At 70.8% G+C, this 21,171-nt stretch carries 19 protein-coding genes and 1 pseudogene; 14 read left to right on the top strand and 6 right to left on the bottom strand.

Annotated features, from left to right (window positions below):
* Positions 1-18: 18 nt before the first annotated feature.
* The 5 genes from WBK50_RS23655 (at position 19) to WBK50_RS23635 (ending at position 6,097) form a co-directional block, all read left to right on the top strand.
* The gene (locus tag WBK50_RS23655; protein ID WP_341337706.1) at positions 19-1,269 is read left to right on the top strand and encodes an MFS transporter; all 1,251 of its coding nucleotides are present in this window, start codon (positions 19-21) and stop codon (positions 1,267-1,269) included.
* A 548-nt stretch (positions 1,270-1,817) separates the two neighbouring features.
* Positions 1,818-2,816 carry a hypothetical protein gene (locus tag WBK50_RS23650; RefSeq protein ID WP_341337705.1) on the top strand — a complete coding sequence of 333 codons (999 nt, stop codon included), beginning with the start codon at positions 1,818-1,820 and terminating at the stop codon, positions 2,814-2,816.
* A gap of 459 nt (positions 2,817-3,275) precedes the next feature.
* Entirely contained in the window at positions 3,276-4,220 is a 945-nt protein-coding gene (locus WBK50_RS23645) for a hypothetical protein (protein ID WP_341337704.1), read from the top strand.
* A 231-nt stretch (positions 4,221-4,451) separates the two neighbouring features.
* On the top strand, positions 4,452-5,408 hold the full coding sequence (locus WBK50_RS23640) for a ParA family protein (RefSeq protein ID WP_341337703.1): 957 nt from the start codon (positions 4,452-4,454) through the stop codon (positions 5,406-5,408).
* Entirely contained in the window at positions 5,405-6,097 is a 693-nt protein-coding gene (locus WBK50_RS23635; protein WP_341337702.1) for a PadR family transcriptional regulator, read from the top strand. Before WBK50_RS23640 ends, WBK50_RS23635 begins: the two co-directional genes overlap by 4 nt.
* Positions 6,098-6,185: 88 nt before the next feature.
* On the opposite strand, the gene icmF is transcribed toward WBK50_RS23635, so the two are convergent.
* A complete protein-coding gene (gene icmF / locus WBK50_RS23630) occupies positions 6,186-9,410 on the bottom strand; it encodes a fused isobutyryl-CoA mutase/GTPase IcmF (RefSeq protein ID WP_341337701.1) in 3,225 nt (1,074 codons plus the stop codon).
* 126 nt (positions 9,411-9,536) lie between these two features.
* On the bottom strand, positions 9,537-9,836 hold the full coding sequence (locus tag WBK50_RS23625; protein WP_341337700.1) for a hypothetical protein: 300 nt from the start codon (positions 9,834-9,836) through the stop codon (positions 9,537-9,539).
* Positions 9,837-9,903: 67 nt separating this feature from the next.
* Between WBK50_RS23625 and WBK50_RS23620 the strand changes: the two genes are divergently transcribed.
* Entirely contained in the window at positions 9,904-10,674 is a 771-nt protein-coding gene (locus WBK50_RS23620; protein ID WP_341337699.1) for a maleylpyruvate isomerase family mycothiol-dependent enzyme, read from the top strand.
* Positions 10,675-10,799: 125 nt separating this feature from the next.
* Entirely contained in the window at positions 10,800-11,501 is a 702-nt protein-coding gene (locus tag WBK50_RS23615; RefSeq protein WP_341337698.1) for a TetR/AcrR family transcriptional regulator, read from the top strand.
* Positions 11,502-11,570: 69 nt separating this feature from the next.
* Here WBK50_RS23615 and WBK50_RS23610 read toward each other — a convergent pair whose 3' ends face one another.
* From WBK50_RS23610 to WBK50_RS23595, 4 genes are all read right to left on the bottom strand, one after another.
* Positions 11,571-12,134 (bottom strand): GNAT family N-acetyltransferase, encoded by a 564-nt coding sequence (locus WBK50_RS23610; RefSeq protein WP_341337697.1) that lies wholly within the window; start codon positions 12,132-12,134, stop codon positions 11,571-11,573.
* Entirely contained in the window at positions 12,131-12,337 is a 207-nt protein-coding gene (locus tag WBK50_RS23605; RefSeq protein ID WP_341337696.1) for a hypothetical protein, read from the bottom strand. Before WBK50_RS23605 ends, WBK50_RS23610 begins: the two co-directional genes overlap by 4 nt.
* Positions 12,338-12,432: 95 nt before the next feature.
* Complete coding sequence (locus WBK50_RS23600; RefSeq protein WP_341337695.1) at positions 12,433-13,851, bottom strand: DUF7800 domain-containing protein; 1,419 nt, start codon at positions 13,849-13,851, stop codon at positions 12,433-12,435.
* 25 nt (positions 13,852-13,876) lie between these two features.
* The gene (locus WBK50_RS23595; RefSeq protein ID WP_341337694.1) at positions 13,877-14,830 is read right to left on the bottom strand and encodes an ROK family protein; all 954 of its coding nucleotides are present in this window, start codon (positions 14,828-14,830) and stop codon (positions 13,877-13,879) included.
* Between the two features lie 111 nt (positions 14,831-14,941).
* On the opposite strand from WBK50_RS23595, the gene WBK50_RS23590 reads away from it, so the two are divergent.
* From WBK50_RS23590 to WBK50_RS23565, 7 genes and pseudogenes are all read left to right on the top strand, one after another.
* Entirely contained in the window at positions 14,942-16,138 is a 1,197-nt protein-coding gene (locus tag WBK50_RS23590) for a DoxX family protein (RefSeq protein ID WP_341337693.1), read from the top strand.
* Between the two features lie 95 nt (positions 16,139-16,233).
* Positions 16,234-16,467, top strand: a complete 234-nt coding sequence (locus WBK50_RS23585) for a hypothetical protein (protein ID WP_341337692.1) — start codon at positions 16,234-16,236, stop codon at positions 16,465-16,467.
* A gap of 50 nt (positions 16,468-16,517) precedes the next feature.
* On the top strand, positions 16,518-16,934 hold the full coding sequence (locus WBK50_RS23580; RefSeq protein ID WP_341337691.1) for a PE domain-containing protein: 417 nt from the start codon (positions 16,518-16,520) through the stop codon (positions 16,932-16,934).
* A pseudogene (locus WBK50_RS35360) lies at positions 16,931-17,506 on the top strand (DUF3558 domain-containing protein); the annotation flags it as partial. The gene WBK50_RS23580 and the pseudogene WBK50_RS35360, both read left to right, overlap by 4 nt.
* A 46-nt stretch (positions 17,507-17,552) precedes the next feature.
* Complete coding sequence (locus WBK50_RS23575; protein WP_341337690.1) at positions 17,553-18,842, top strand: hypothetical protein; 1,290 nt, start codon at positions 17,553-17,555, stop codon at positions 18,840-18,842.
* Positions 18,843-18,943: 101 nt separating this feature from the next.
* On the top strand, positions 18,944-19,381 hold the full coding sequence (locus tag WBK50_RS23570) for an SRPBCC family protein (protein ID WP_341337689.1): 438 nt from the start codon (positions 18,944-18,946) through the stop codon (positions 19,379-19,381).
* Positions 19,382-19,725: 344 nt separating this feature from the next.
* A complete protein-coding gene (locus WBK50_RS23565) occupies positions 19,726-20,622 on the top strand; it encodes a tyrosine-type recombinase/integrase (protein ID WP_341337688.1) in 897 nt (298 codons plus the stop codon).
* Positions 20,623-21,171 lie beyond the last annotated feature (549 nt).

Here is a 21,171-nt window from a genome sequence, read left to right as displayed (position 1 = left end):
CTCGTACGGTCGTTGGCGATGACAACGACCTCGCCCGTTCCCGCCGCCACCGCACCGTCCGGCCACGAGCGCGGCAGCCCCGGCTACCGCCGGCTCGGCGCGGCGCTGTGGTGCGCCGGCCTGGCGACGTTCGTGCTGGTCTACGCCGCGCAGGGACTGCTCCCGGCGCTGGCCGACGAGTTCGGGGTCTCGTCGTCGACGTCGAGCCTCGCGCTGTCCGCGACCACCGGGATGCTCGCGCTGGCCATCGTGCCGCTGTCCGCGGTCGCGGAGTCCTGGGGCCGCGCGCGGGTGATGACCGTCGCGCTCGCGGCGTCCGCCGTGCTCGGCCTGCTCGCCCCGCTGGCGCCCACGTTCTGGCTGCTGGTCGTCCTCCGCGGGCTGCAGGGCGTCGCGCTCGCCGCGCTCCCGGCGCTGGCGATGTCGCACGTGACGCGCGAGGTGAACCCGCGCTGGCTCGGTGGCGCGGTCGGCATGCTGATCGCGGGCAACACCCTCGGCGGCATGTCGGGACGGCTGATCGCCGGGCTGGTCGCGGACCTCGGTGGCTGGCGGGCCGGGCTGTTCGTGATCGGCCTGGTCTCGATGCTCTGCACCGTCGCCTTCCGGCTGCTCCTGCCGCCGTCGGTCGCCCCGGACCCGCCGAGGGTCCGCGTGCGGGAGCTCGGCGGGCCGATCCGGCGGCACCTGCGGGACCCGGGCCTGCTGTGCCTGTTCGGCATCGGGTTCCTGCTGATGGCGGCGTTCGTGACGGTCTACAACTACCTCGGCTTCCGGCTGCTGCGCGAGCCCTTCGCGCTGGCCCCGGCCCTCGTCGGGTTGATCTTCCTGGGCTACCTGGCCGGCACCTGGGCGTCGACGACGGCGGGGCGGCTCGGGGATCGCTACGGCCGGCGGACCGTGCTCTGGATCGGCGAGGCGGTCGCCCTGGCCGGCGCGTGGATCACGCTGCCGGACTGGTTGCCGAGCGTGCTCGTCGGGCTGGTCCTGGTGACCGTCGGGTTCTTCGCCGGGCATTCGGTGGCCAGCAGCTTCGTGGGGCGGCGGTCGTCGATGCTGCCGGGCGGGTCGCCGGGCCTGGCGTCGTCGCTGTACCTGTTCGGCTACTACGCGGGCAGCAGCATCGGCGGGTCCGTCGGCGGGATCGCCTACGACCTGGGTGGCTGGCCCGGGCTCGTCGGCTACATCAGCCTGCTGCTGCTCGGAGCCCTCGGCCTCGCCCTGGTGCTCCGCCGGATCCCGACCCCTCGGGCGGCCTTCTCCCGCTAGGACCGCCCGCCGCGGCCGTGTGCCGAGCTTCCCGGAGGATGCGGCCGAGGAAGCCGTCGCGGCCCGCCTCGATGCCCTTGCCGCACCCGGCCCACCCAGCGCTCACGCACAAGTTCAGGTGCTCCTGCACAGGGTCCGACCTGTGCAGGAGCACCTGAGCCTGTGTGGGAATGGCGTTCCGGGCTCGCGCGGGATTCTGTCGGCCATTTCACTGCCATTCCAGCTGGACCAGTCCGGTGTGGGTCGGTGGTTTGCGGGGGCTGGTCCGAAAAGGTGCATCGTCGAGTGGCGACGTCGTGGTCTGCAGGGATGTCCCGCCGTCCTGACGGGCAATTCGAAGATTGTTTTCGGGTCGGCGTGTTTGGTTCCGCTCGTCCGGGTAACTGCGGGGTGGCGCCATGCGGGCCCCCAGGAGAAGGCGGATGCGTACCGCCTGCGCACAGGGTGCCCATTGCGGTGCCCGCGGGCGAGGAATTCAAGATCCGAGGGAACCAACAGGTCAGCGAGCTGCGACCCGAGTATGACCACGCGAGAGGCAGTGTGACCCGATGGCTCAACCAGAAGACGTGATCCGGGACGACCGCAAGAGCGGCCGGAGTTCGAACGACGAGCGCGGTGGCCGTGGCCTCCGGCGGGTGGCCGGATCGGCCTCGGCGCCGCGCAGCAAAGCGGACAAGGGCGTCAAGCGAGTAGCCGGACCGGCCGGAGAGCCGGAGTCCAAGCGCACGAAGCGCGTACCGGGTCGAACCGGTGAGCAGGGGGAGAAGGGCCCGCAGGGGGCGCCCGGCCCGGTGGGCGAGCAAGGGGACAAGGGCCCGCAGGGGGCGCCCGGCCCGGTGGGTGAGCCGGGGGACAAGGGCCCGCAGGGCGCGCCCGGCCCGGTGGGCGAGCAGGGGGACAAGGGCCCGCAGGGCGCGCCCGGCCCGCTCGGTGAGCAGGGGGACAAGGGCCCCGAGGGGATGACGGGTGAGCAGGGCCCGCGTGGCCTTCCCGGCTCCACCGGCCTCCCGGGTGAACAGGGCGACAAGGGGCCGGTGGGGCCGCAGGGCCTGCCCGGCGCGCAGGGCGAGACCGGCCCGCCCGGCAAGCCTGGCGAGCAGGGTGAGCAGGGGGCGCCGGGGCAGCGCGGCGTCATCGGGGAGACCGGTGAGCAGGGCGAACGTGGCATGCAGGGGCCACGTGGGCCGGTGGGGGAGGCAGGCCCGCCGGGCATCGACGGCCTCCAGGGTCCGCAGGGTCCCCAAGGCCCGGCTGGTCCTCCCGGACCGCCTGGTATCCGCGGGGTCCAAGGTCGCTCGGAGGTCGACGGCCACCCGTCCTTCCCCGTGCCGAGCGCCGGCGAACTCGTGCGCAATGTGGTTCGCGCAGCGGTGGATGTCAAACCTCGCACGGTGATCGACCCGCGAGCTACCTACAGGTACTGGCGGAAACTGACCTCCCGGCTCGTCAAGCTGCAGTGCGGCCTCGCGGTGCGCGCCGTCGTGATCACCAACGAGGACGATCCTGCATCCTCGGCCGATCGGTCCGGCGTGCGCTCCATCGCCTGACCGGCGAGCTCCGCAGACGGCGCCTCGTACCCGTCACCAGGGTCGCGGGGCGCCGTCCCGGTACCCGTTGCGTCGGTCCTGCGGCACCCTCCTGGCGCTGCCGGCCGACGGGCGCGTCAGGAGTCCGGGCCCGCCGGGCCCGAAGGTTCGGCGGCGTCGGAACGGGTATGTGATTCGGACAACACAAGACTTTCGAGTACGTGTGCCGTCTCCGGCACGCGAGAAGCGTCCCCGGAGGAGCGAGGCGCATCGGAGAAGGCCATTGGTGAGCCGCGTGGGGCGGGTACCGGCCCGAGCCGGCGCCACGCGAGATCACGTCTCCGTCGCCCTCGGTCCGGCGGACCCACCGCTGACGCCGGGATTCGACTCGCGACCGGGTCGCCGCCTCGCGATCCTGGCCTTCTCCCGAACTCGGCACGGCCCCGACCGACAGCCACTGCACCAAGGGAGTCATCCGCCGTGAGCGAACCATCACCGATCAACGCCGCCGACATCAGTGGCTACATCATGTTCGGCACCAAGAAGCTGAACATCCACATCACCCTCGAGGACACGGACTCCGCCGCCGCGTTCGAGGACCAGGACGAGGCCGTCGACGCGGAGGAGGACTACGACTACGACGAGGAGGACACCGCGCCACTGGAGGACGCGGAGGACGTCGAGGACGAGGAGGACGTCGAGGACGAGGAGGACGACTCCGACCTCGACGAAGAGGAGGGTGCGGATCTCGAGGACGCCGACGACGTCGAGGACCAGGACGAGGCCGTCGACGCGGAGGAGGACTACGACTACGACGAGGAGGACACCGCGCCACTGGAGGACGCGGAGGACGTCGAGGACGAGGAGGACGACTCCGACCTCGACGAAGAGGAGGGTGCGGATCTCGAGGACGCCGACGAGGAGGGCGACGACCAGGACGACCTCGAAGACCAGGACGAGAGCGCGGCGCAGGACGAGGACGAGGGCGACTCGGAGCCCGAGGATCAGGCCGAAGGCGACGCCGGACCCGACGAGCAGGACGAGGCGGATCCCGAGAGAGGCAGTCTCCGTCATCTGCTCAGCCCTCGACCCCGGCGGCGTGGGTCCGCCCGCAAGGAGAGCGCCGAGACGGACAGCGGCGCTCGAGCGGAAGACGTCGATGACAAGGGTCCTGCGCCGGCACGACCCCGGCCCCGCGAACGGGCCACGGGGAGCTCCGAGGAGCGCCCGAGCGGCGCAGGAGACGGCGCGGACGCCGACGCGCCGCAGGCCGGGCGCCCGGCCCGTCGGACGGGATCGCCGGCGTCGGGAGCGGAACAACCACCCATCCGACGCGGCAAGGGTGGTCAGGCCGCCCGCCCGGAAAGTGGGACGCAGACCGGTCGGCGGACCATCAGCGAACGAGCGGCGAGGCCGAAGCGCTGAGCGACCGGGTGCCGCCCCGGCGGAGCCGACGGCGTGAATCTTCGGTCCTGGTAGGCCGGTCCGCGTAGCGCTCTGCTCCGACCGGTCTGCTGAGCGCTGCGAACTTCGATGGTGCTGGTGCGGCAGAGGCGTGTCGATCCTCGTCCGCGGGTAGGCCTGCGCTGCACCCTGCGCGCACGGGGTGCGGAACGCGGACGAAGGCGTCCGTCGCCGATCGGTGCGGAGGTGCCCGTGGCCAGGCGCTCGAAGGACGAGGTGCGCGATTTCGCATTGGGACGCGTCATCGCGATCGTCAACGACAAGGGTGGCGTCGGGAAGACGTCAATCGCCGCGAACCTCGGCGGCCAGTTCGCCGGGGCGGGTTATCGGTGCCTCCTGATCGACCTCAACCGGCAGGCGAACCTTGCCGACGACCTCGGCTACCGCGGCACGGACGTCGACGACCAGGGCGCCGGTCTGCTCGGCAGTGTCCTGGCCGGCACGCCGCTCGTCCCGGCGCCGAACGTGCGTCCGCAGCTGGACGTGGTGTGCGGTGGCGCGCGGCTCGAGGACCTGACCCCGGTCATGGTGTCGCGCCTGCAGCACCACGGACGCAAGGCGTTCCGCGTGCTCGGGGACGTGCTGGCCCCGGTCGCGACCGACTACGAGGTCGTGTTCGTGGACTGTCCGCCGGAGTCGACGATCCTCTCCGACCTGGCGCTCGCGGCGTCGCGATGGGTGCTGATGCCGACGAAGTCGGATCTCGGGGGCCTCGTGGGGATGGGCCTCGTCGCGGAACGGTTCACGCTCGCGCGGGAGATCAACCCGCGTCTGGGGTTGCTCGGCGTGGTGCTCTTCGACACCGGCAGCCGCTCACGCGCGATCCACAGTGAGGCCCGTGCAGCCATCGACAGGGCGTTCGGTGGCGACTCGCCGCGGTTCGCGACGACCATCCGGCACGCGGAGCGCACCGCCCAGGACGCGCGTCGCCTCGGCAAGCTCGCACACGAACTCGAGATCGAGCTGGCGGCGCAGCCGGCGTGGTGGGAGGCGTTGCGGCTGGACATCCGCACCCCGCGGGTCTCGCCGAGCGCCGCCAGCGTGGCCGGTGACTACCGCGCCCTGGGGGTCGAGGTGCTCAGCGCGTTACAGGCGGCCGAGGAGGCCGAACGGGCCGGGACCCCCGGCGGGGCGTCGGCGCCCGCATGACGTCGCCGAGCCCGGCCTCGCCCGGGGACCCCCGTCACAACGGCGCCGTCCGCGACGGTGCCCTCCGCAACGGCGCCGTCCTCGACCTCTCGTCCGCGTTCGGCGTCGCGGCCGCGTCGTCACTGCGGCGCAGCGTTCTCGCCCGCCGTTCCCGCGCGGACGACGTGGCCGAGGACCCGCCCCCGACGCGGACCGGGGAGCCCGTCCGGGAGGAGCCGGACCTGCCGCCGCCGGAAGTCGTGGAGGATGAGCGGAGGGTGCCGGTGAACCGGCGCGATCCTTCAGCGGGCCGGGTGCGCCGACCGGTCGGCTCCCGGCGTTCGCACGATCCCGCGCCTCACCGGCGTCCTCGCATCACGCGGATCCGGGACCGGCAGCACATCGACATGCTGCTGCTCGCGATGGCCGCCCGGGGTCCCGCCACGGGCCGCGAGCTGGTCGATCTCGTCCGAGGCCGCAGTGGTGGGGTCTTCGTGCTGTCCCCGGCCACCGTCTACCGCGAGCTGCATCGGCTCAGGAACGACCGGCTGATGCAGGACACGTGGCAGAGCGGGTCCCGCCGCTACCGGTTGACCTCGTTCGGGGAGCGCGTCCTCGCGTCGCGGCGGCGAGAATGGCAGACGTTCTCCCGCGCCATGAACTCGGTGCTCGAGGCGGCCGGCGAGGGCGGCCGCAACGCACCGGGATAGGGCGGCTCCGAACCCGGGGCGGGCCGGCGCCCGGCATCTTCGCTCACCAGGTGTGAGCGAAAGTGCCGAGCGCGGGAGCTCACCTGGGCTACATGTTGCGTCGGTACTGGCCGCCCACCTCGAAGAACGCCTCGGTGAGCTGTCCGAGGGAGCAGACCCTGGCGGCCTTCATCAGCTCGTCGAAGACGTTGCCCTCGCCCGTCGCGACGTCCTGCAGCCTCCGGATCGCCTGCTCGGCGTCGGTCTTGTGCCGGCCCTGGAAGTCCGCGAGCCGGTCCAGCTGGCTCTTCTTCTCCGCCTCGGTCCCGCGCGCGAGCTCGATCTCCAGCGGCTCGTCGGAGTCGACGTCCGGGCGGACGAACGTGTTGACGCCCACGATCGGCAGCGTGCCGTCGTGCTTGCGGTGCTCGTAGAGCATCGACTCGTCCTGGATCTTGCCGCGCTGGTAGCCGGTCTCCATCGCGCCCAGCACGCCGCCGCGCTCCGCGATCGAGTCGAACTCCTTGAGCACGGCCTCCTCGACGAGGTCCGTCAGCTCGTCGATCACGAACGAGCCCTGCAGCGGGTTCTCGTTCATCGAGAGGCCCCACTCGCGGTTGATGATCAGCTGGATCGCCATCGCGCGGCGCACCGAGGCCTCGGTCGGGGTGGTGATGGCCTCGTCGTAGGCGTTGGTGTGCAACGAGTTCGCGTTGTCGTAGAGCGCGCAGAGGGCCTGCAGGGTGGTGCGGATGTCGTTGAAGTTCATCTCCTGCGCGTGCAGCGACCGGCCGGACGTCTGCACGTGGTACTTCAGCTTCTGCGAGCGCTCGTTCGCGCCGTAGCGCTCCCGCATCGCCACGGCCCAGATCCGCCGCGCGACCCGGCCGATCACCGAGTACTCGGCGTCCATGCCGTTGGAGAAGAAGAACGACAGGTTGGGCGCGAAGTCGTCGATGTCCATGCCGCGCGCGAGGTAGCTCTCGACGAAGGTGAAGCCGTTGGAGAGGGTGAACGCGAGCTGGCTGATGGGGTTCGCCCCGGCCTCGGCGATGTGGTAGCCGGAGATCGAGACGGAGTAGAAGTTCCGCACCTTGTGCTGGATGAACCACTCCTGGATGTCCGCCATCATCCGCAGCGAGAACTCCGTGGAGAAGATGCAGGTGTTCTGCCCCTGGTCCTCCTTGAGGATGTCCGCCTGGACGGTGCCGCGGACGTTGGCGAAGGCGAACGCGGTGAGCTCCTCCCGCTCGGCCTCGTCCGGCTCCCGGCCCTCCTCCTCGACGAACTTCGCCACCTGCTGGTCCACGGCCGTGTTCAGGAAGAACGCGAGGATCGTCGGCGCCGGGCCGTTGATCGTCATGGAGACCGAGGTCGTCGGCGAGCAGAGGTCGAAGCCGTCGTAGAGGGCCTTCATGTCCTCGAGCGTCGCGATCGAGACGCCGGAGGTGCCGACCTTGCCGTAGATGTCGGGTCGGGTCGCCGGGTCGTGCCCGTAGAGCGTCACCGAGTCGAACGCGGTCGACAGGCGCTTGGCGTCCGAGTCCGAGGACAGGTACTTGAACCGGCGGTTGGTGCGGAACGGGTCGCCCTCGCCGGCGAACATCCGCGCCGGGTCTTCACCCTCGCGCTTGAAGGGGAAGACGCCCGCCGTGAAGGGGTACTTCCCGGGCAGGTTCTCCTTGCGCAGGAAGCGCAGCAGCTCCGCGTCCTCGGTGTACTTCGGCAGCGAGACCCGGCGGACCTTGTTGCCGGACAGCGTCTCCTTGGTGAGCTGGGTGCGGAGCTCCTTGTCCCGGATCTTCACGACGAGCTCGTCGCCCGAGTAGTCCTCGACGACCTGGGGCCAGGTGTCCAGCAGCTCGGCCGCCTCGCCGGGCAGCGCCTTCTCGGCCTTGGTCAGCGCCTCCTCGACCGAGTCGCCCACGATCTCGCGGGCGGTGCGCAGGTGCTGCCGGGTCCGTGCGGCCGTGGCCTGGGACTCGGTGTCGGCGTGGTAGCTCCGGACGGTGTCGGCGATCTCGGCGAGGTAGCGCACGCGCTCCGGCGGGATGACGGCGGCGTACTCGCTGGACGTCTTGCGGTCCACCTTGGCGAGGCGGCCCTCGTGCAGGGTCAGGCCGTCCTCGGCGAGCAGCGAGCCGAGGTGCTGGTAGAGCGCGGTGACGCCGTCGTCGTTGAAGGTCGCCGCGGAGGTGCCGTAGACCGGCATGTCCTCCCAGCTCTCGCCGAACGCATCCCGGTTGCGGACGAGCTGGCGACCCACGTCCCGCCGGGCGTCGTCCGCGCCGCGGCGCTCGAACTTGTTGATCGCGACGACGTCCGCGAAGTCCAGCATGTCGATCTTCTCGAGCTGCGACGCGGCGCCGAACTCCGGCGTCATCACGTACAGCGAGCGATCGACGAACGGCACGATCCCGGCGTCGCCCTGGCCGATGCCCGGGGTCTCGACGACGACCAGGTCGAACCCGGCGGCCTTCAACACCGCGATCGTGTCGCCGAGACGCTCGGGGAGGCTGCCGCCGTCGTTGCCGCGGGTGGCGAGGGAACGGAAGAAGACCTGGTGGCCGTTCAGGGAGTTCATCCGGATCCGGTCCCCGAGCAGCGCGCCGCCGCCCCTGCGCCGGGTCGGGTCGACGGCGAGGACGGCGATCCGGAGCTTGTCCTCCTGGTCCAGCCGGAAGCGGCGGACCAGTTCGTCCGTGAGCGAGGACTTGCCGGAACCGCCGGTGCCGGTGATGCCGAGGACGGGGACGTGCCGCTCGTTCGCGGCGACCCGCTCGTGGATCTCCTTCGGCAGCGCGCCGGTCTCGGCCAGGGTGAGCGCGCGGGCCAGCGTGGCCGGCTCGCCGGTGAACAGTCCGTCGTACGACGCCGGCGGCTCGGCCGTCAGGTCGGTGTCGCACTCCTTGATCATCAGGTTGATCATCCCCGGCAGGCCCAGCTTCTGGCCGTCGTCCGGGGAGAAGATGCGGGAGACGCCGCGGGAGTGCAGCAGCTCGATCTCCTCGTGCACGATGACGCCGCCGCCACCGCCGTAGACCTTGATGTGGCCGGCGCCGCGCTCGCGCAGCAGCTCGACCAGGTAGGAGAAGTACTCGACGTGCCCGCCCTGGTAGGAGCTGATGGCGACGCCCTGGACGTCCTCCTGGATCGCCGCGGTGACGACCTCGTCGACCGAGCGGTTGTGCCCGAGGTGGATGACCTCCGCGCCCTGGCGCTGCAGGATCCGCCGCATGATGTTGATCGCGGCGTCGTGGCCGTCGAAGAGGCTCGCCGCCGTCACGAAGCGGATCGGGTTCTTCGGGACGTAGAGCTCGTTCGACTCGGCCATGAGTACTCCTCCTACCGGGCTGCCGTCGCGCGACGCAGCGCTCGTCGAGGAGCGGGCCGCACGATTTAGTTTGGCATCCTAGTATCGGACGTACAACCGTCGCCCGGGAGAAGTCGGTGTGACGTGTCAGGCAGCTCGACGGTGCTCCTGCTCGCCCGCGTCGGCGTCGGGAGCCTCGGTGGCGGCGCCGATCTCCCGCGCGGCGACGACCGGCCGCCCGGCGGTGGCCTCCGGAAGGTGACGGCGAAGGAGCAGCACCAGCGCGCGGGCCGCGAAACCGAGCAGCGCCAGTGCGGCGCCGGCCAGGAAGACGGGGACGATCCCGGCGTCCGGGAACACCGCCATCAGCAGAAAGGAGATCAGCGGCCACCACAGCAGCGCCCGGCCCGGCCCGTTCTTCGTCCAGTCGTGATGTTCCCGCCCCATGTCGATTCCTTACCCCGCCTGGCCGAGAGGTATGCGTTCGCGCGGCGGGCGGGCTAGGTTCACGGCCATGACCGAGCCGGGCACCACCGCCTACCGCTCCGCGCTGATCGAGCAGAACGCCCTGCTCAGGGACCTCGTCCGGGGCGTCGACCCGGAGATCGACATCCCGACCTGTCCGGGCTGGACGGTGGCGAAACTTTCCGCGCACGTCGGACGCGGTCACCGCTGGGCCGCCACGATGATCGGCGCCCGGGCCACCGAGATGCTGGACCCGCGCAAGGTCCCCGACGGGAAGCCGCCCGGCGACCCTCAGGGGCTCGACGAATGGCTGCGGACCGGTGCGCAGGCGGTGCTCGACGCCGTGGACCGCGCCGGTGAGGACACCCCGATCTGGACGTTCACCGGCCCGAAGCCCGCGGCCTGGTGGATCCGGCGCCGCCTGCACGAGGAGACCGGGCACCGTGCGGACCTCGCGCTCGCGCTGAACCGGGACGTCGACCTCGAACCGTGGCTGGCGGCCGACGGGATCTCGGAGTGGCTGGACCTCCTCACCGCGGAGCGCCCCGGCAACCCCGGCCCGCTGCTCGACGAGGGCAGGACGCTGCACCTGCACGCCACGGACGAGGGCCTGGGCGAGGCGGGGGAGTGGATGGTCCGCCCCGCCGGCGGGCTCGTCTCCTGGGAGCCGGGGCACGCGAAGGGCTCGGTCGCCGTGCGCGGCCCCGCGGCCGTCCTCTACCCGATGATGCTCGGCCGCCTCCCGGCCGACGACCCGCGCCTGCAGGTCGTCGGCGAGGCGGACGTCCTCACCGACTGGCTCGCCCGCACGTCGTTCTGACGGTGGCGACGACCCATCGACGAGCCCTCCCTGCTGAGAGCGAACAGTGATCGTTCGACGAACAGCGTTCTAAGCGAACGCCGTTCTTTCCACGAACCGTGTTCGCCTCAAGTAGAATCGGCGCCGTGAGCACGGACATGCCCGAACCTCCCTGGCGGACCCCGCGCAAGGAGGTCACCCGCCGGTCCCTGAGCCGGGAGACGATCGTCGACGCGGCCCTCGGTGTGCTGCGGGCGGACGGCATCGACGGCGTGAGCATGCGGCGGGTCGCGTCCGAGCTCGGGACGGGCCCGGCCTCGCTCTACGCGCACATCGCGCACAAGGATGAGCTGCTGGAACTGCTCTTCGACGAGGTCGCGGGCGAGATCCCGCTTCCGGAGCCGGACCCGGCGCGCTGGCGGGAGCAGGTCACGCAGCTCTGGATGGACTCCCGCGCCGCGATGCAGCGCTACCGGGACATCGCCCGGGTGGCGCTCGGGTCGGTCCCGCTGGGGCCGAACTCCATCCGCATCGCGGAGGTGACGATGGTCCTGCTCCGGATGGGCGGCGTGCCGGACCAGGCGGTCGCGTGGGCCGTGGACGTCGTCGGGCTCTACGTCAGCGCGAGCGCGGTCGAGGGCGCGGTCGTCGAGGACCGCAAGGCCGGCGAGGGGCAGGATCCCGCGCACTACTACCGGCAGGTGGCGACGTACTTCGCGAGCCTGCCGCCGGACCGGTTCCCCACGTTCGTCGGCCTGCTGCCGCTGCTGACCCAGGGCGACGCCGACGAGCGCTTCCGCTTCGGGCTGGACCTGCTGGTCGGCGGCCTGGCGGCCCTCGCCGACTAGTCCTCCTGGGTCGTCCGCCGCCGGCGCGGGGTGGTCGGCGCCGCGAGCTGCTAAGCCTCGCGGCCCGAGTCAGAGGTCCTCGCGCAGCAGGTCCATGAGCAGGCCGTCGTGCCAGGTGCCGTCGCCACCGCGCTCGTAGCGGCGCATCACGCCGACGTCCCGGAATCCGACGCGCCGGTAGCTCCGGATCGCGCGCTCGTTCGTCGCGGCGGGATCGATCACGATGCGGTGATGGCCGCGCACGTCGAACAGGTACCGGGCGAGCGCGCGTACGGCGTCCGCGCCGAGGCCCTGGCCGTGCGCGTCCGGGTGCAGGGCGACGTCGAGTCCCGCGTGCCGGTAGTCCGGGTCGTCCTCCTCGTGGAAGATGATCAGGCCGACGGTCTCGCGGGCCAGCTCGACGGCGTAGCAGTGCGGTCCGAGGAGCTCCCGGCGGACGCGCTCGAGGTCGTACCCCGCCCACCACCGCGCGACCTCGGGGTGCTGCAGGATCGCCAGGAACTCCCCGACGTGGCGGGGCTCGGTCGGGCGCAGGACGACGGTCTGGCCGGCGAGCGCGTCCGTGCCCTCGGTCTCGGGGACGTCGTCCGCGCGGAGCGGCGCGGGTCCGGGCACGTGTCCCAGCGAACTCATCGTTCTCCCTGTCTGCGTGAACTCGGGGTTCGGCTCTGCAGCTGAGCCGACGATCCGTTTGCGATCTCGCTCAACGGCTTCTCCTCGGCGGTGAGGTCGAATCGGCCGAGCTCGCACAGGCTCGCGGCCGAGAGTGGCTTCTCGAAGAACACGTCCGCTTCGCGGCCGTCGACGACCAGCGTCGCGATCAGGTTGCCGAACATCGGACGGTCCAGCTTCCGCCAGCTCAGACCCGGTGCGGGAGCGCCGTTGTGCGAGGCCCAGCGGCGGGCGGCCCGCCGGGCCAGTCGGGACCAGCTCAGCCGGAACGCCACCCGCACGGGCAGCGGGACGACGTTGTGCACCGGCGAGCACACGAGCTGATGCACACGGGCCGCCTCCGCCGGCAGGTCCGGCAGCTCCGCGCGGGCGGCATAGCTATGGTGCACGTCACCGGACAGTACGCTGACCGTGGCCGGTGGCCTTCGGCCCTCCTCGCCCGCGGCGACCCGACCCACCAGCCGGCCGAGCCGGTCGAACGACTCCCGGAACGCTGGCCAGTGCTCCAGGTCGGCGGCCTGCCGGAGCTTCTCGCCGAGCTTCCCCGCCACCCGGGCCGGGCCGCGGCGATCTCGTTCACGGTCTCGAGGTCGCCGAGCGCGGGGGCCATCAACCAGGGCACGGACGTGCCGAGCAGCAGATGGTCGACCTCTCCGGGTGCCGTCGCCTGCTCCTCGATCCATGCGAACTCGTGGTCCCCGACCATCAGGTGGTGCCCGCCGTCGAGGATCCGGCCGTTGCGTGAGTCGATCATGACGAGCCGGCTGCGGCCCATGTCCCAGCGGAAGGAGAACCGCAGGCCCTTGGTGCCGTCGATCTCGGCGTCCGCGCGGTCCGCCAGCTCCACGAGGAGGGGCCAGACGTCGCCCTCCGCCTCCAGGACCCGCTGGTAGTCCGGGTCCGCCTCCAGCTCCTCCGGCGGCAGGTTGCCGAGGTGCTGGTAGACCCAGTAGGACGCCAGCGCCGAGCGGATGCGGTCCTTCCACCAGGGCGTCTGCGCCATCTGGCGCCGCCACGCGGCCGAGGTGTTCCAGTCGTCCCGGACGTCGTGGTCGTCGAAGATCATCGCGGTGGGGACGGTCGAGAGGATCCAACGGATCTCCGGGTCCGACCAGGAGTCCCGGTAGAGGCCGACGTACTCGTCGAAGCCCACGATCTCGTCGTCCGGCCAGTCCGGGTGCCGGTCCCGACGGCCCGCGATCCGGCGACGCGTCTGGGGCGTCAGCTCGTCCGCGTAGACCTGGTCCCCGAGCAGGAGCAGCGCCGTCGGCCGCTCCTCGACGGGCCGGCTCGCGAGGCGCGCGGAGTAGGCGTCGAGCGCGTCGAGGCCGTAGAGGGCGGCCTGCTTGCGGTCCGACACCTTCACGTACCGACACGATCCGAAGAGGATCCGCGCGTGCCCGGCCGTCAGCGGCCCGCGGGTCGGGATGATGCTGTCCGGGAACGGGGAGCTGGGCCGGGGCCAGACCTTCGCGCCGTCGACGTGCACTTCGTAGGGGATGCGCGAGTCCGGTTCGAGACCGGTGACGGGGACGAGGGCGTAGTGGTGGCCGCAGACCTCGAAGGTGTCCGCGGCGCAGCCCAGCACCTCGACGCGGGCCTTCTGCTCCGTCTGCACCCAGACGGTGGCGGTGGTCTCCCCGACATGCCGGAGCACCGGTCCGAGCACAAGAGTCACCGGGCCACCCTATGGGGTGAGCCGGTCAGGCGTGGTCGAGCGCGAGCAACGCGGCCCCGATCTTGCCCGCGTCGCTGCCGAACGTCCCCGGAACCACCGGGACGAGCGGGCGCGCCTCGAGCGCGTAGGCGAACTCGCGCGCGGCCAGCCGGGTCGGCTCCAGGAGCAGGTCGCCGGTGTGCACCAGCCCACCGCCGATCACGACCGCCTCGAGCTCGAAGATCGTCGTCATGGACGCGATGCCGACGCCCAGCCAGCGCCCCAGCCGTCCGAACAGCTCCTTGGCGGCCTGGTCGCCCTGCAGCGCGGCCTTCGTGACCGTCTGCCCCGTGACCTCGACGCCCGCCTCGCGGGCGAGCCTCGCGATGAGGCCGTCCGGGTCGTCCGCCGCGGACTCCCGGCCCATGCGGGTCAGCGCCGTTCCCGACGCGTACGCCTCGAGACAGCCGTAGTTGCCGCAGCCGCAGCGCGGCCCGTCCGGGTTGACGATGATGTGCCCCAGCTCGGCGCCGAGGCCGTGCGGGCCGCGGTAGATCTTCCCGTCGAGGACGATCCCGCTGCCGACGCCGGTGCCGACCGTCACCAGGATCATGTCCGACCACCGGGTCTCGCCCAACCGGGCCTCGGCCAGGCCGGCGACGTTCGCGTCGTTGTCCACGACGGCGGGCAGCCCGGTCGCGGACTCCAGCTCGGCGCGGATCTCCCAGTCCCGGTAGGCGTTGTTCGGCGCCCAGCGGATCCGCCCGGTGGGCCACTCCACGGTGCCGGCCGCGCCCACCCCGATGGCGACGACGTCCGGGTGCTGGACCCGGAGCTTCTCGACCATGTCGAGGAGCAGGGCCGTCATCGTCGCGGCGTCGGAAACGTCCGGCGTCGGCTCGGTGAGCTCGGCCAGCATCGAGCCGTCCTCGGCCACCACCGCTCCCGCGATCTTGGTGCCGCCGATGTCCAGGCCTATCGCCAGTCGTGCGTTGCTCACGCGGGCATGATTCCCGTACCGCCCGGCGCATGCCAACTGGCAACGGGTTTGATCCGTGGGGCATCCGGGGAATGTCGCCCCATGCCTCTGTTGCGTCGTGTGGCCCGTCCCATGTTGGCGGCCATCTTCATCCAGGGCGGCATCAACTCCCTGCGCTACTCCCAGGCGCACGCGGAGGCCGCCAAGCCCGTACTCGACTACGCAGCGCCGGCCCTCGACAAGGTGGTGGAGGTCGCGCCGATCGAGAAGCTGCCGGACAACGAGACACTGATCAAGATCGACGGCGTCGTGAAGATCGCGGCGGGCTCCCTCCTCGCGCTGGGCAAGGCTCCCCGCCTCGCGTCCGTCGCACTCGCCTCCTCGATCGTCCCGACCACGCTCGCCGCCCACCGGTTCTGGGAGGAGACGGACCCGGAGGCCAAGCAGGCCCAGCAGATCCACTTCTTCAAGAACGTCGGCCTGCTCGGCGGCCTCATGATCGCCGCGGCGGACACCGGCGGGAAGCCGTCGGTGGCCTGGCGGAGCAAGCGGGCCGCGAAGCTGGCGTCCAAGGCCGTCGAGCGGCAGACCAACGCGATCTCCTCCACCGGCCACGAGCTGGCCGAGACCGTGTCCGGGGTCGCCGCAGGCCTGGTCGGCGGTCTCGGCGGCAGCGCTGCCTCGGCCGGCTCGTCGAAGGGCTCCGGCCTGGCGGGTCTCGCGTCGTCCAAGGGCTCGGAGATCGCGACCAAGGCGTCCGCCGCCGGTGCCGACCTCGCCGGCCGCGCCGCGGTCCTGGGCGGGGCGGTCACCGACCGGGCGCCGATGGTGGCCGCGCGTGCCGCCGAGCTGGGCGGTGCGGTCGCCGGGACGGTCGCCGAGAAGGCGCCGGTCGTGAAGGCCCGGGCCGCCGGGCTGGGCGCGGTCGCCTCGGATCGCGCCTCGACCTGGGGCGTCGAGCTGACCAAGCGTGCCGCGAAGGCCCAGAAGAAGGCCGAGAAGCGCGGGGCGAAGCTCCAGAAGATCGTCGACAAGCGCGGCGCCGAGTGGGAGAAGCTCGCGGACAAGCAGGGGGCCCGCTGGACGAAGGCCGCCGAGAAGAAGCGCGCGGAGTGGGAGAAGCAGGCCAACAAGGCCGCGAAGATCGCCCGCAAGAAGGCACCCGCCTACGCCGACCACCTCTCCGCGCTGGCGTCGCAGGCCGGAGCGCAGGCTGCGAAGTTCGGCGGCGACGTCGCCGCCCGTGCCTCCGACGCCGGTCTCGCCAGCGCCAAGGCGGCCCGCGGGCTGGCCCACGATGCGAAGAAGCGCGTCGGCGCCGTCGGCTGAGCGTTGACGTGAGCATCGGCCCCGCCACCTTGTGTCCGGTGGCGGGGCCGAGTCATGTCGTGCGTTCACCCGCCGCGGTGCGTACCGTGCCTGTCGTGACGACGGACGGTGACCAGAACGACGCCGGAGGGCTCGACGAGTCCCACGACGTCTACTGGTACGTCGGCGGCCCGCTCGACGGGCGCACCGAGAAGCGCCCCGCCGAGGAGGAGGTGCCTGCGACGATCCGGCACGTCCACCTGCACGACGGCCCGAAGATCGTCCACCACTACGACCTGCACGAGGTCGCCGGGCACGGCGGCGAGTACAGGCTCCGCGACGACGACTGAGTTTCGGCGAACGGCCACGGGATCGATCACGGGCTGGCACGATGTCCGCCATGGGGGAGTCGACCGGTGGGCTCGAGGGCGAGGCGTACGAGCACAGCCGCCAGAAGGTGCTCAACGATCTCGCGGAGTCGCGCGTAGCGATCGAGCTGTCGCTGCGGCCGGGGCCGGGTGGGGTGGGGACGGGGTTTCGGGTCGACCCGGAGAAGGCACAGGCGTGTATCGACGAGTTGACTGCGGTGATCAGGGATCTGCGATTCGCCGTCACGGCAGGCTCTGCCCTCGCTTTCGCACCCCCCTCCCAGGATCCGGTCAGCATCAACGTGGCCAGGAACGCTGGTGAAATGGCTACACGCGCTCAGGAGTGGATGCTGGCCTGGATAGCGCAGCTCGAATCCACGCGAAACGGTCTGCAGCATCAATTGGAGGCGTATAGAGCTCAGGATTCAGAGAGCGCTCTGACACTATGAGGCACGGCCAGATACCGTTGGTGGTCCTCTTGCTGGTTCTCGCCGCTTGCTCGGTAAGTCGGACGCAGAAATCTGAAGGAGCCGCCGAGACGACTGCGGATCCTTCTGTCGCACCATCCGCCGTCATGTCGGCGCAGCCGCCGTTGTCCTCGACCCAGCGCGTGGTCAATCCTCGAGATGTTCGAGGGCGAAACCCTTGCGAGCTGTTCACCTCAGGACAACTCGTCGAGGTGGGTCTCCGCGCGGCGAGCGCGAAGGACACCACCACTGTCTCCCGCGCTCCGACGTGCGGCTGGGAACGAGCAGATGATCGAGCCAACGTTGCTTCAGTCCAGGTGCGAACGGACTTCGCGATCCCGGTGCTCGAATCTCTCGATCTCGTGAAAGAATCGTTCGTCACCTTCGAGGCGACAGAAGTTAAAGGCTACCCGGCGCGCCGAGCGGATCGCACTCCCATGACGGGTTGTTCACTGGTCGTAGCGATCGCTGATTACCAAGGAATCGTTGCCAATGGCGACTTCGCAGGCCGGGATCCAGATCCCTGCGCCCGCTCCCGCCGCATGGCGGAGATGATTCTCTCCAATCTTCCCCGCTCCGCTGAGCACCCGAGGAGACCCGATGCCCGGCGAGTATCCGAAGACCCACCTGTCCTTCGACTCCCTTCCGCTGGAGGATCTTCGCGACCCCGTCCTGAACGGTCCCGGCGTCGGCGTCATCGAGGACTCGGTGGCGGCCTACCGGGCGTTGGGCGAGCAGATCGGGAGGACCGCGGAGCGGGTGCGGTCGGCGTTGTCGGCCGCCCAGGCAGCGAGCGAGGGTGAGGCCGCCGATGCGAGCCGACGCTTCATCGAGAGCGTCGCGGCACAGGGTGATCATGGTGCTGCGCAAGCGGCCATGGCCGCGCGGGCACTGGGGGACCAGGCCGAGTACCACGCCCGGGTACGGACGTCGATGGAGGCGCTGAAGAGGTTCCGGCGAGACCCGGCGGTTCCGGCGACCTCGTTCGTGTCGGACAGGAACCAGCCGCTCGCCGTCGAGGCGGCGAACCTCTACCAGAGCAACACGAACTGGAACCTCGACCAGGCGTTCCAGCCCTTCGATCCTCCGCCGGCCGCGACCCCGAACATGGTGGAGGCCACGTCAGCCCCCGGCGCCGGGGGCGACACCGGCTCGGTCGGGATGCACAGTGCTGGTGCTCTCGGCGCTGGACCCGGACAGAGCACGCTGCCGGCCGGAGGCAGTGAGGGTGTGGCGCCGAGTGGCAGCGCCGGGCCTTCCGGGCTTGGGGGTACGGGTGCCGGCGCGGCCGGACCGGTGGCGCCGTTCCGACCGGGCGTCGCCGCGACAGGAATGTCGAACTCACGGAGTGGCGGCTCGGCCGGCGTCACCGGACAGGCCGGGCGGGGACGCGGAACGGGAAGCCTGCCCGACGTCGATCTTCCCCGGTACGGCGGGTCCGCCGGGACGACCGGGGGTGGGGGCTTCCGCAACAGGCCTGGGCTCGCCGGCAGCAGCGCGACCTCCCGCGGACCGCGCCCCACGCCGGGTCCGGGCGGCGCGGTCGGCGTCACCCGGGCACCGGGCGGCAGTGGCTGGACCCCCGGAACCTCGTGGAGCAGCCGCCTCTCCCCGGAGGGCGGGGCAGGTGTGCGGGGCGAGGCGGGCAACGAACTGGGCCGGCGGCCTGCGGCCCCACCACCTGTCGAGTCGACGCCCGCCGGTCCTCGGGCTGCGGCGGAGGGACGTGCGGGACAGGGTGGTGTGCCGTTCCTGCCCGGCGGTGGCGGTGCGCGTTCGGGCGGCGCGGAACACCCGCGGCCCGCGTGGCTGGTCGAGGAGGACGAGAAGGTCTGGTTCGAGGGTCTGCCGCCGCTGGCCCCGCCCGTCATCCGTCCCGAGCGTTCCTGAAAGCGGGACCGGCCGATCTTCCGGCTCGCCTCCCGCACCGACGCCCAGATGACCGCGGAGGCGCTAGCGTTCGAGTACACCCGTACACGAAGGAGTCGATGATGCCTCGTCCCTATGCCAGTGGAGTCGTTCCCGCGTCCGCCGACGCGGTGTGGGAGGTGGTCCGCGAGTTCGACGGGCTGCCGGCATGGCTGGCTGCAATCGAGAGCAGCGAGCTGACCGCGGGCTCCGAGGGCACCGTCGGCGCGGTGCGGCGGCTGACCCTCGGTGACGGTGGCGTCGTCACGGAGAAGCTGATCACCCTCGACGACGCGGATCGCAGCTACACCTACACATTCATCGGCGAGAACCCGTTCGGCTGCCGCCGCTACGTCTCGACCGTCCGCGTCGCCCCGGTGACGGACACCGGCCAGGCGTTCGTCGAGTGGTGGTCGGAGTTCGACGCCGAAGGAGCGGACGAGGAGAAGCTCACCGACCTGTTCGCGAACGGCGTCTACGGTTCGGGCATCGCGGCGCTGCAGGAACGCTTCGGGAAGTAGCTGTCGTCCGCCCTGTCGTTCTCGACTCCGCACCTCGACGGCTACCCGTGACGCTTCCGCGCTGACGCGCTCAGCGCCGAGGAGTGGACGGGAATCGTGACCGTCGCGTGGCTGCGGCGCGCCCCGCGACGCGCTTCGGGGCGCGTCGCGGCGGCCCACCTGGCTGATCCGGACGTCGAGCGGGGTCGCTAACCTGGGCGGACGGGGCAGTAGCTCAGTTGGTCAGAGCAGCGGACTCATAACATGATCGACAGACTCAGGCAGTGAAACCCGTTGTCGCACAACGGATATGCCGTACATGGCGTACTGGCTTCTGGAACTACCGCAACGTACTTTGCTGATCCGTGGACACACGGGAGCTGGCAGAGCTGATTCCGGACTGGAGACGGCACCTTCGAGCCGTCAACCGGGCACCCCGGACGATCGACTCCTACGTCGAGGCGGCCGAACGGTTCGTGACCGTCCACCAGGGCAGGACAGACCGCGAGGGCCTGGAGGACTACTTCGCCTCCTTCAGCGGGTCGGTGAACTCCCGGACCGGTAAGCCGCTAAGCCCTTCCTACGTGGCACGGCATTACCGATCACTTCAGCAGTTCTATCGGTGGTTAACGGCCGAGGACATCATTCCGGAATCGCCTTTCGCTCGGATGAGTGCTCCGCACGTTCCGGAGAAGCCCGTCCCTGTCCTAACGGACGCTAAGCTGAAGCGACTACTCGCCACCTGTCAGGGACGAGACTTTGACGCGCTTAGGGACACCGCCCTAATCCGATTCCTGATCGATACTGGGGTCCGCGTGGCTGAACTATCGAACATCACCGTTGAAGGCCTGGACTTCACCGTGGACGTTGCAACCGTCTTGGGTAAGGGGAGACGGCCCCGGATGGTTCCGTTCGGAGTTAAGACCGGGGAGGCGCTTACGCGCTATCTGAGGGCCAGGAAACGGCACTCTATGTCCAATACTCCGTATCTGTGGATCGGCCGTAAGGGCTGGATGACAGATCAGGGAATCCGGGAGGCCCTGCTAAGGCGCGGTCACCAGGCCGGGCTAGGTCGCATCTACCCCCACCAACTACGCCACACGTTCGCCCACCGTTGGTTGGCATCCGGGGGAGGGGAGACAGACCTCATGAGGCTTACAGGCTGGAGATCCCGGGACATGCTTAGCCGATACGCGGCTAGTGCGGCGGATGAGCGAGCCCGGGAGGCCCACCGTAGGGCAGCCCTCGGCGACCGGCTGTGACCTCGTCCCATTGGGATAGTGGCCCCCGGCTGTAGCGTCCGATCATGGCAGGACATCGCAAGCTCCCGAGCACGGAAATCCTCGTCGGCCTGGTTGGCGAGGGCTACACCCATGGCGAGATCGCAGGCATGTTCGGCACTAGCCGACAGGCGGTTTCCTTACGACTGAAAGGCCTCACGATGGCCCCGCCCACAAGGACGAGATGCCCTGAATGTGGTGGGACCGGGAAGGTTCGCGCCGTCAGGGCGGAGCAGATCAGGGACCGTAAGAGGTCCGAGGGCGAGCGGTAGGCCGGCTACTTCCCGCAGGTCCGGAACCATCGTCCCGAACACCTAGCACATCCTCGCAGTTCAGAGGGTGTTGCGTGCCCGAGTAAAGTAGTAGGTAGAGGGCTGGGAGCCACCACCAGGTGGCCCCCGGCCCCTTTTTCGTGCCCTTCTCTGGCTAACACACCCACGTAAGGAGCGAGTGATGACGCCCGTCTTCAGGTGCTGCGGTAGGCCGCGCGGAGACAACGCGGACACGTACCGGGAGTGCGGTAGCGGCTAC

This window comes from Pseudonocardia sp. T1-2H, from assembly GCF_038039215.1.
In the GTDB taxonomy this organism is placed as follows: Bacteria; Actinomycetota; Actinomycetes; order Mycobacteriales; family Pseudonocardiaceae; genus Pseudonocardia.
Note: the sequence above shows the minus strand (reverse complement) of the source record. Positions and strands in the feature narration are given on the sequence as shown.

Bases quoted from the DNA above. Each gene is read 5' to 3' on its own strand.
- WBK50_RS23620 (WP_341337699.1), top strand. From the start codon at position 9,904: ATGACCGAGCCGGGCACCACCGCCTACCGCTCCGCGCTGATCGAGCAG.
- WBK50_RS23575 (WP_341337690.1), top strand. From the start codon at position 17,553: ATGCCCGGCGAGTATCCGAAGACCCACCTGTCCTTCGACTCCCTTCCG.
- WBK50_RS23580 (WP_341337691.1), top strand. From the start codon at position 16,518: ATGGGGGAGTCGACCGGTGGGCTCGAGGGCGAGGCGTACGAGCACAGC.
- WBK50_RS23655 (WP_341337706.1), top strand. From the start codon at position 19: ATGACAACGACCTCGCCCGTTCCCGCCGCCACCGCACCGTCCGGCCAC.
- WBK50_RS23570 (WP_341337689.1), top strand. From the start codon at position 18,944: ATGCCTCGTCCCTATGCCAGTGGAGTCGTTCCCGCGTCCGCCGACGCG.
- WBK50_RS23635 (WP_341337702.1), top strand. From the start codon at position 5,405: ATGACGTCGCCGAGCCCGGCCTCGCCCGGGGACCCCCGTCACAACGGC.
- WBK50_RS23605 (WP_341337696.1), bottom strand. From the start codon at position 12,337: ATGTTCGGCAACCTGATCGCGACGCTGGTCGTCGACGGCCGCGAAGCG.
- WBK50_RS23610 (WP_341337697.1), bottom strand. From the start codon at position 12,134: ATGAGTTCGCTGGGACACGTGCCCGGACCCGCGCCGCTCCGCGCGGAC.
- icmF (WP_341337701.1), bottom strand. From the start codon at position 9,410: ATGGCCGAGTCGAACGAGCTCTACGTCCCGAAGAACCCGATCCGCTTC.
- WBK50_RS23625 (WP_341337700.1), bottom strand. From the start codon at position 9,836: ATGGGGCGGGAACATCACGACTGGACGAAGAACGGGCCGGGCCGGGCG.
- WBK50_RS23590 (WP_341337693.1), top strand. From the start codon at position 14,942: ATGTTGGCGGCCATCTTCATCCAGGGCGGCATCAACTCCCTGCGCTAC.
- WBK50_RS23650 (WP_341337705.1), top strand. From the start codon at position 1,818: ATGGCTCAACCAGAAGACGTGATCCGGGACGACCGCAAGAGCGGCCGG.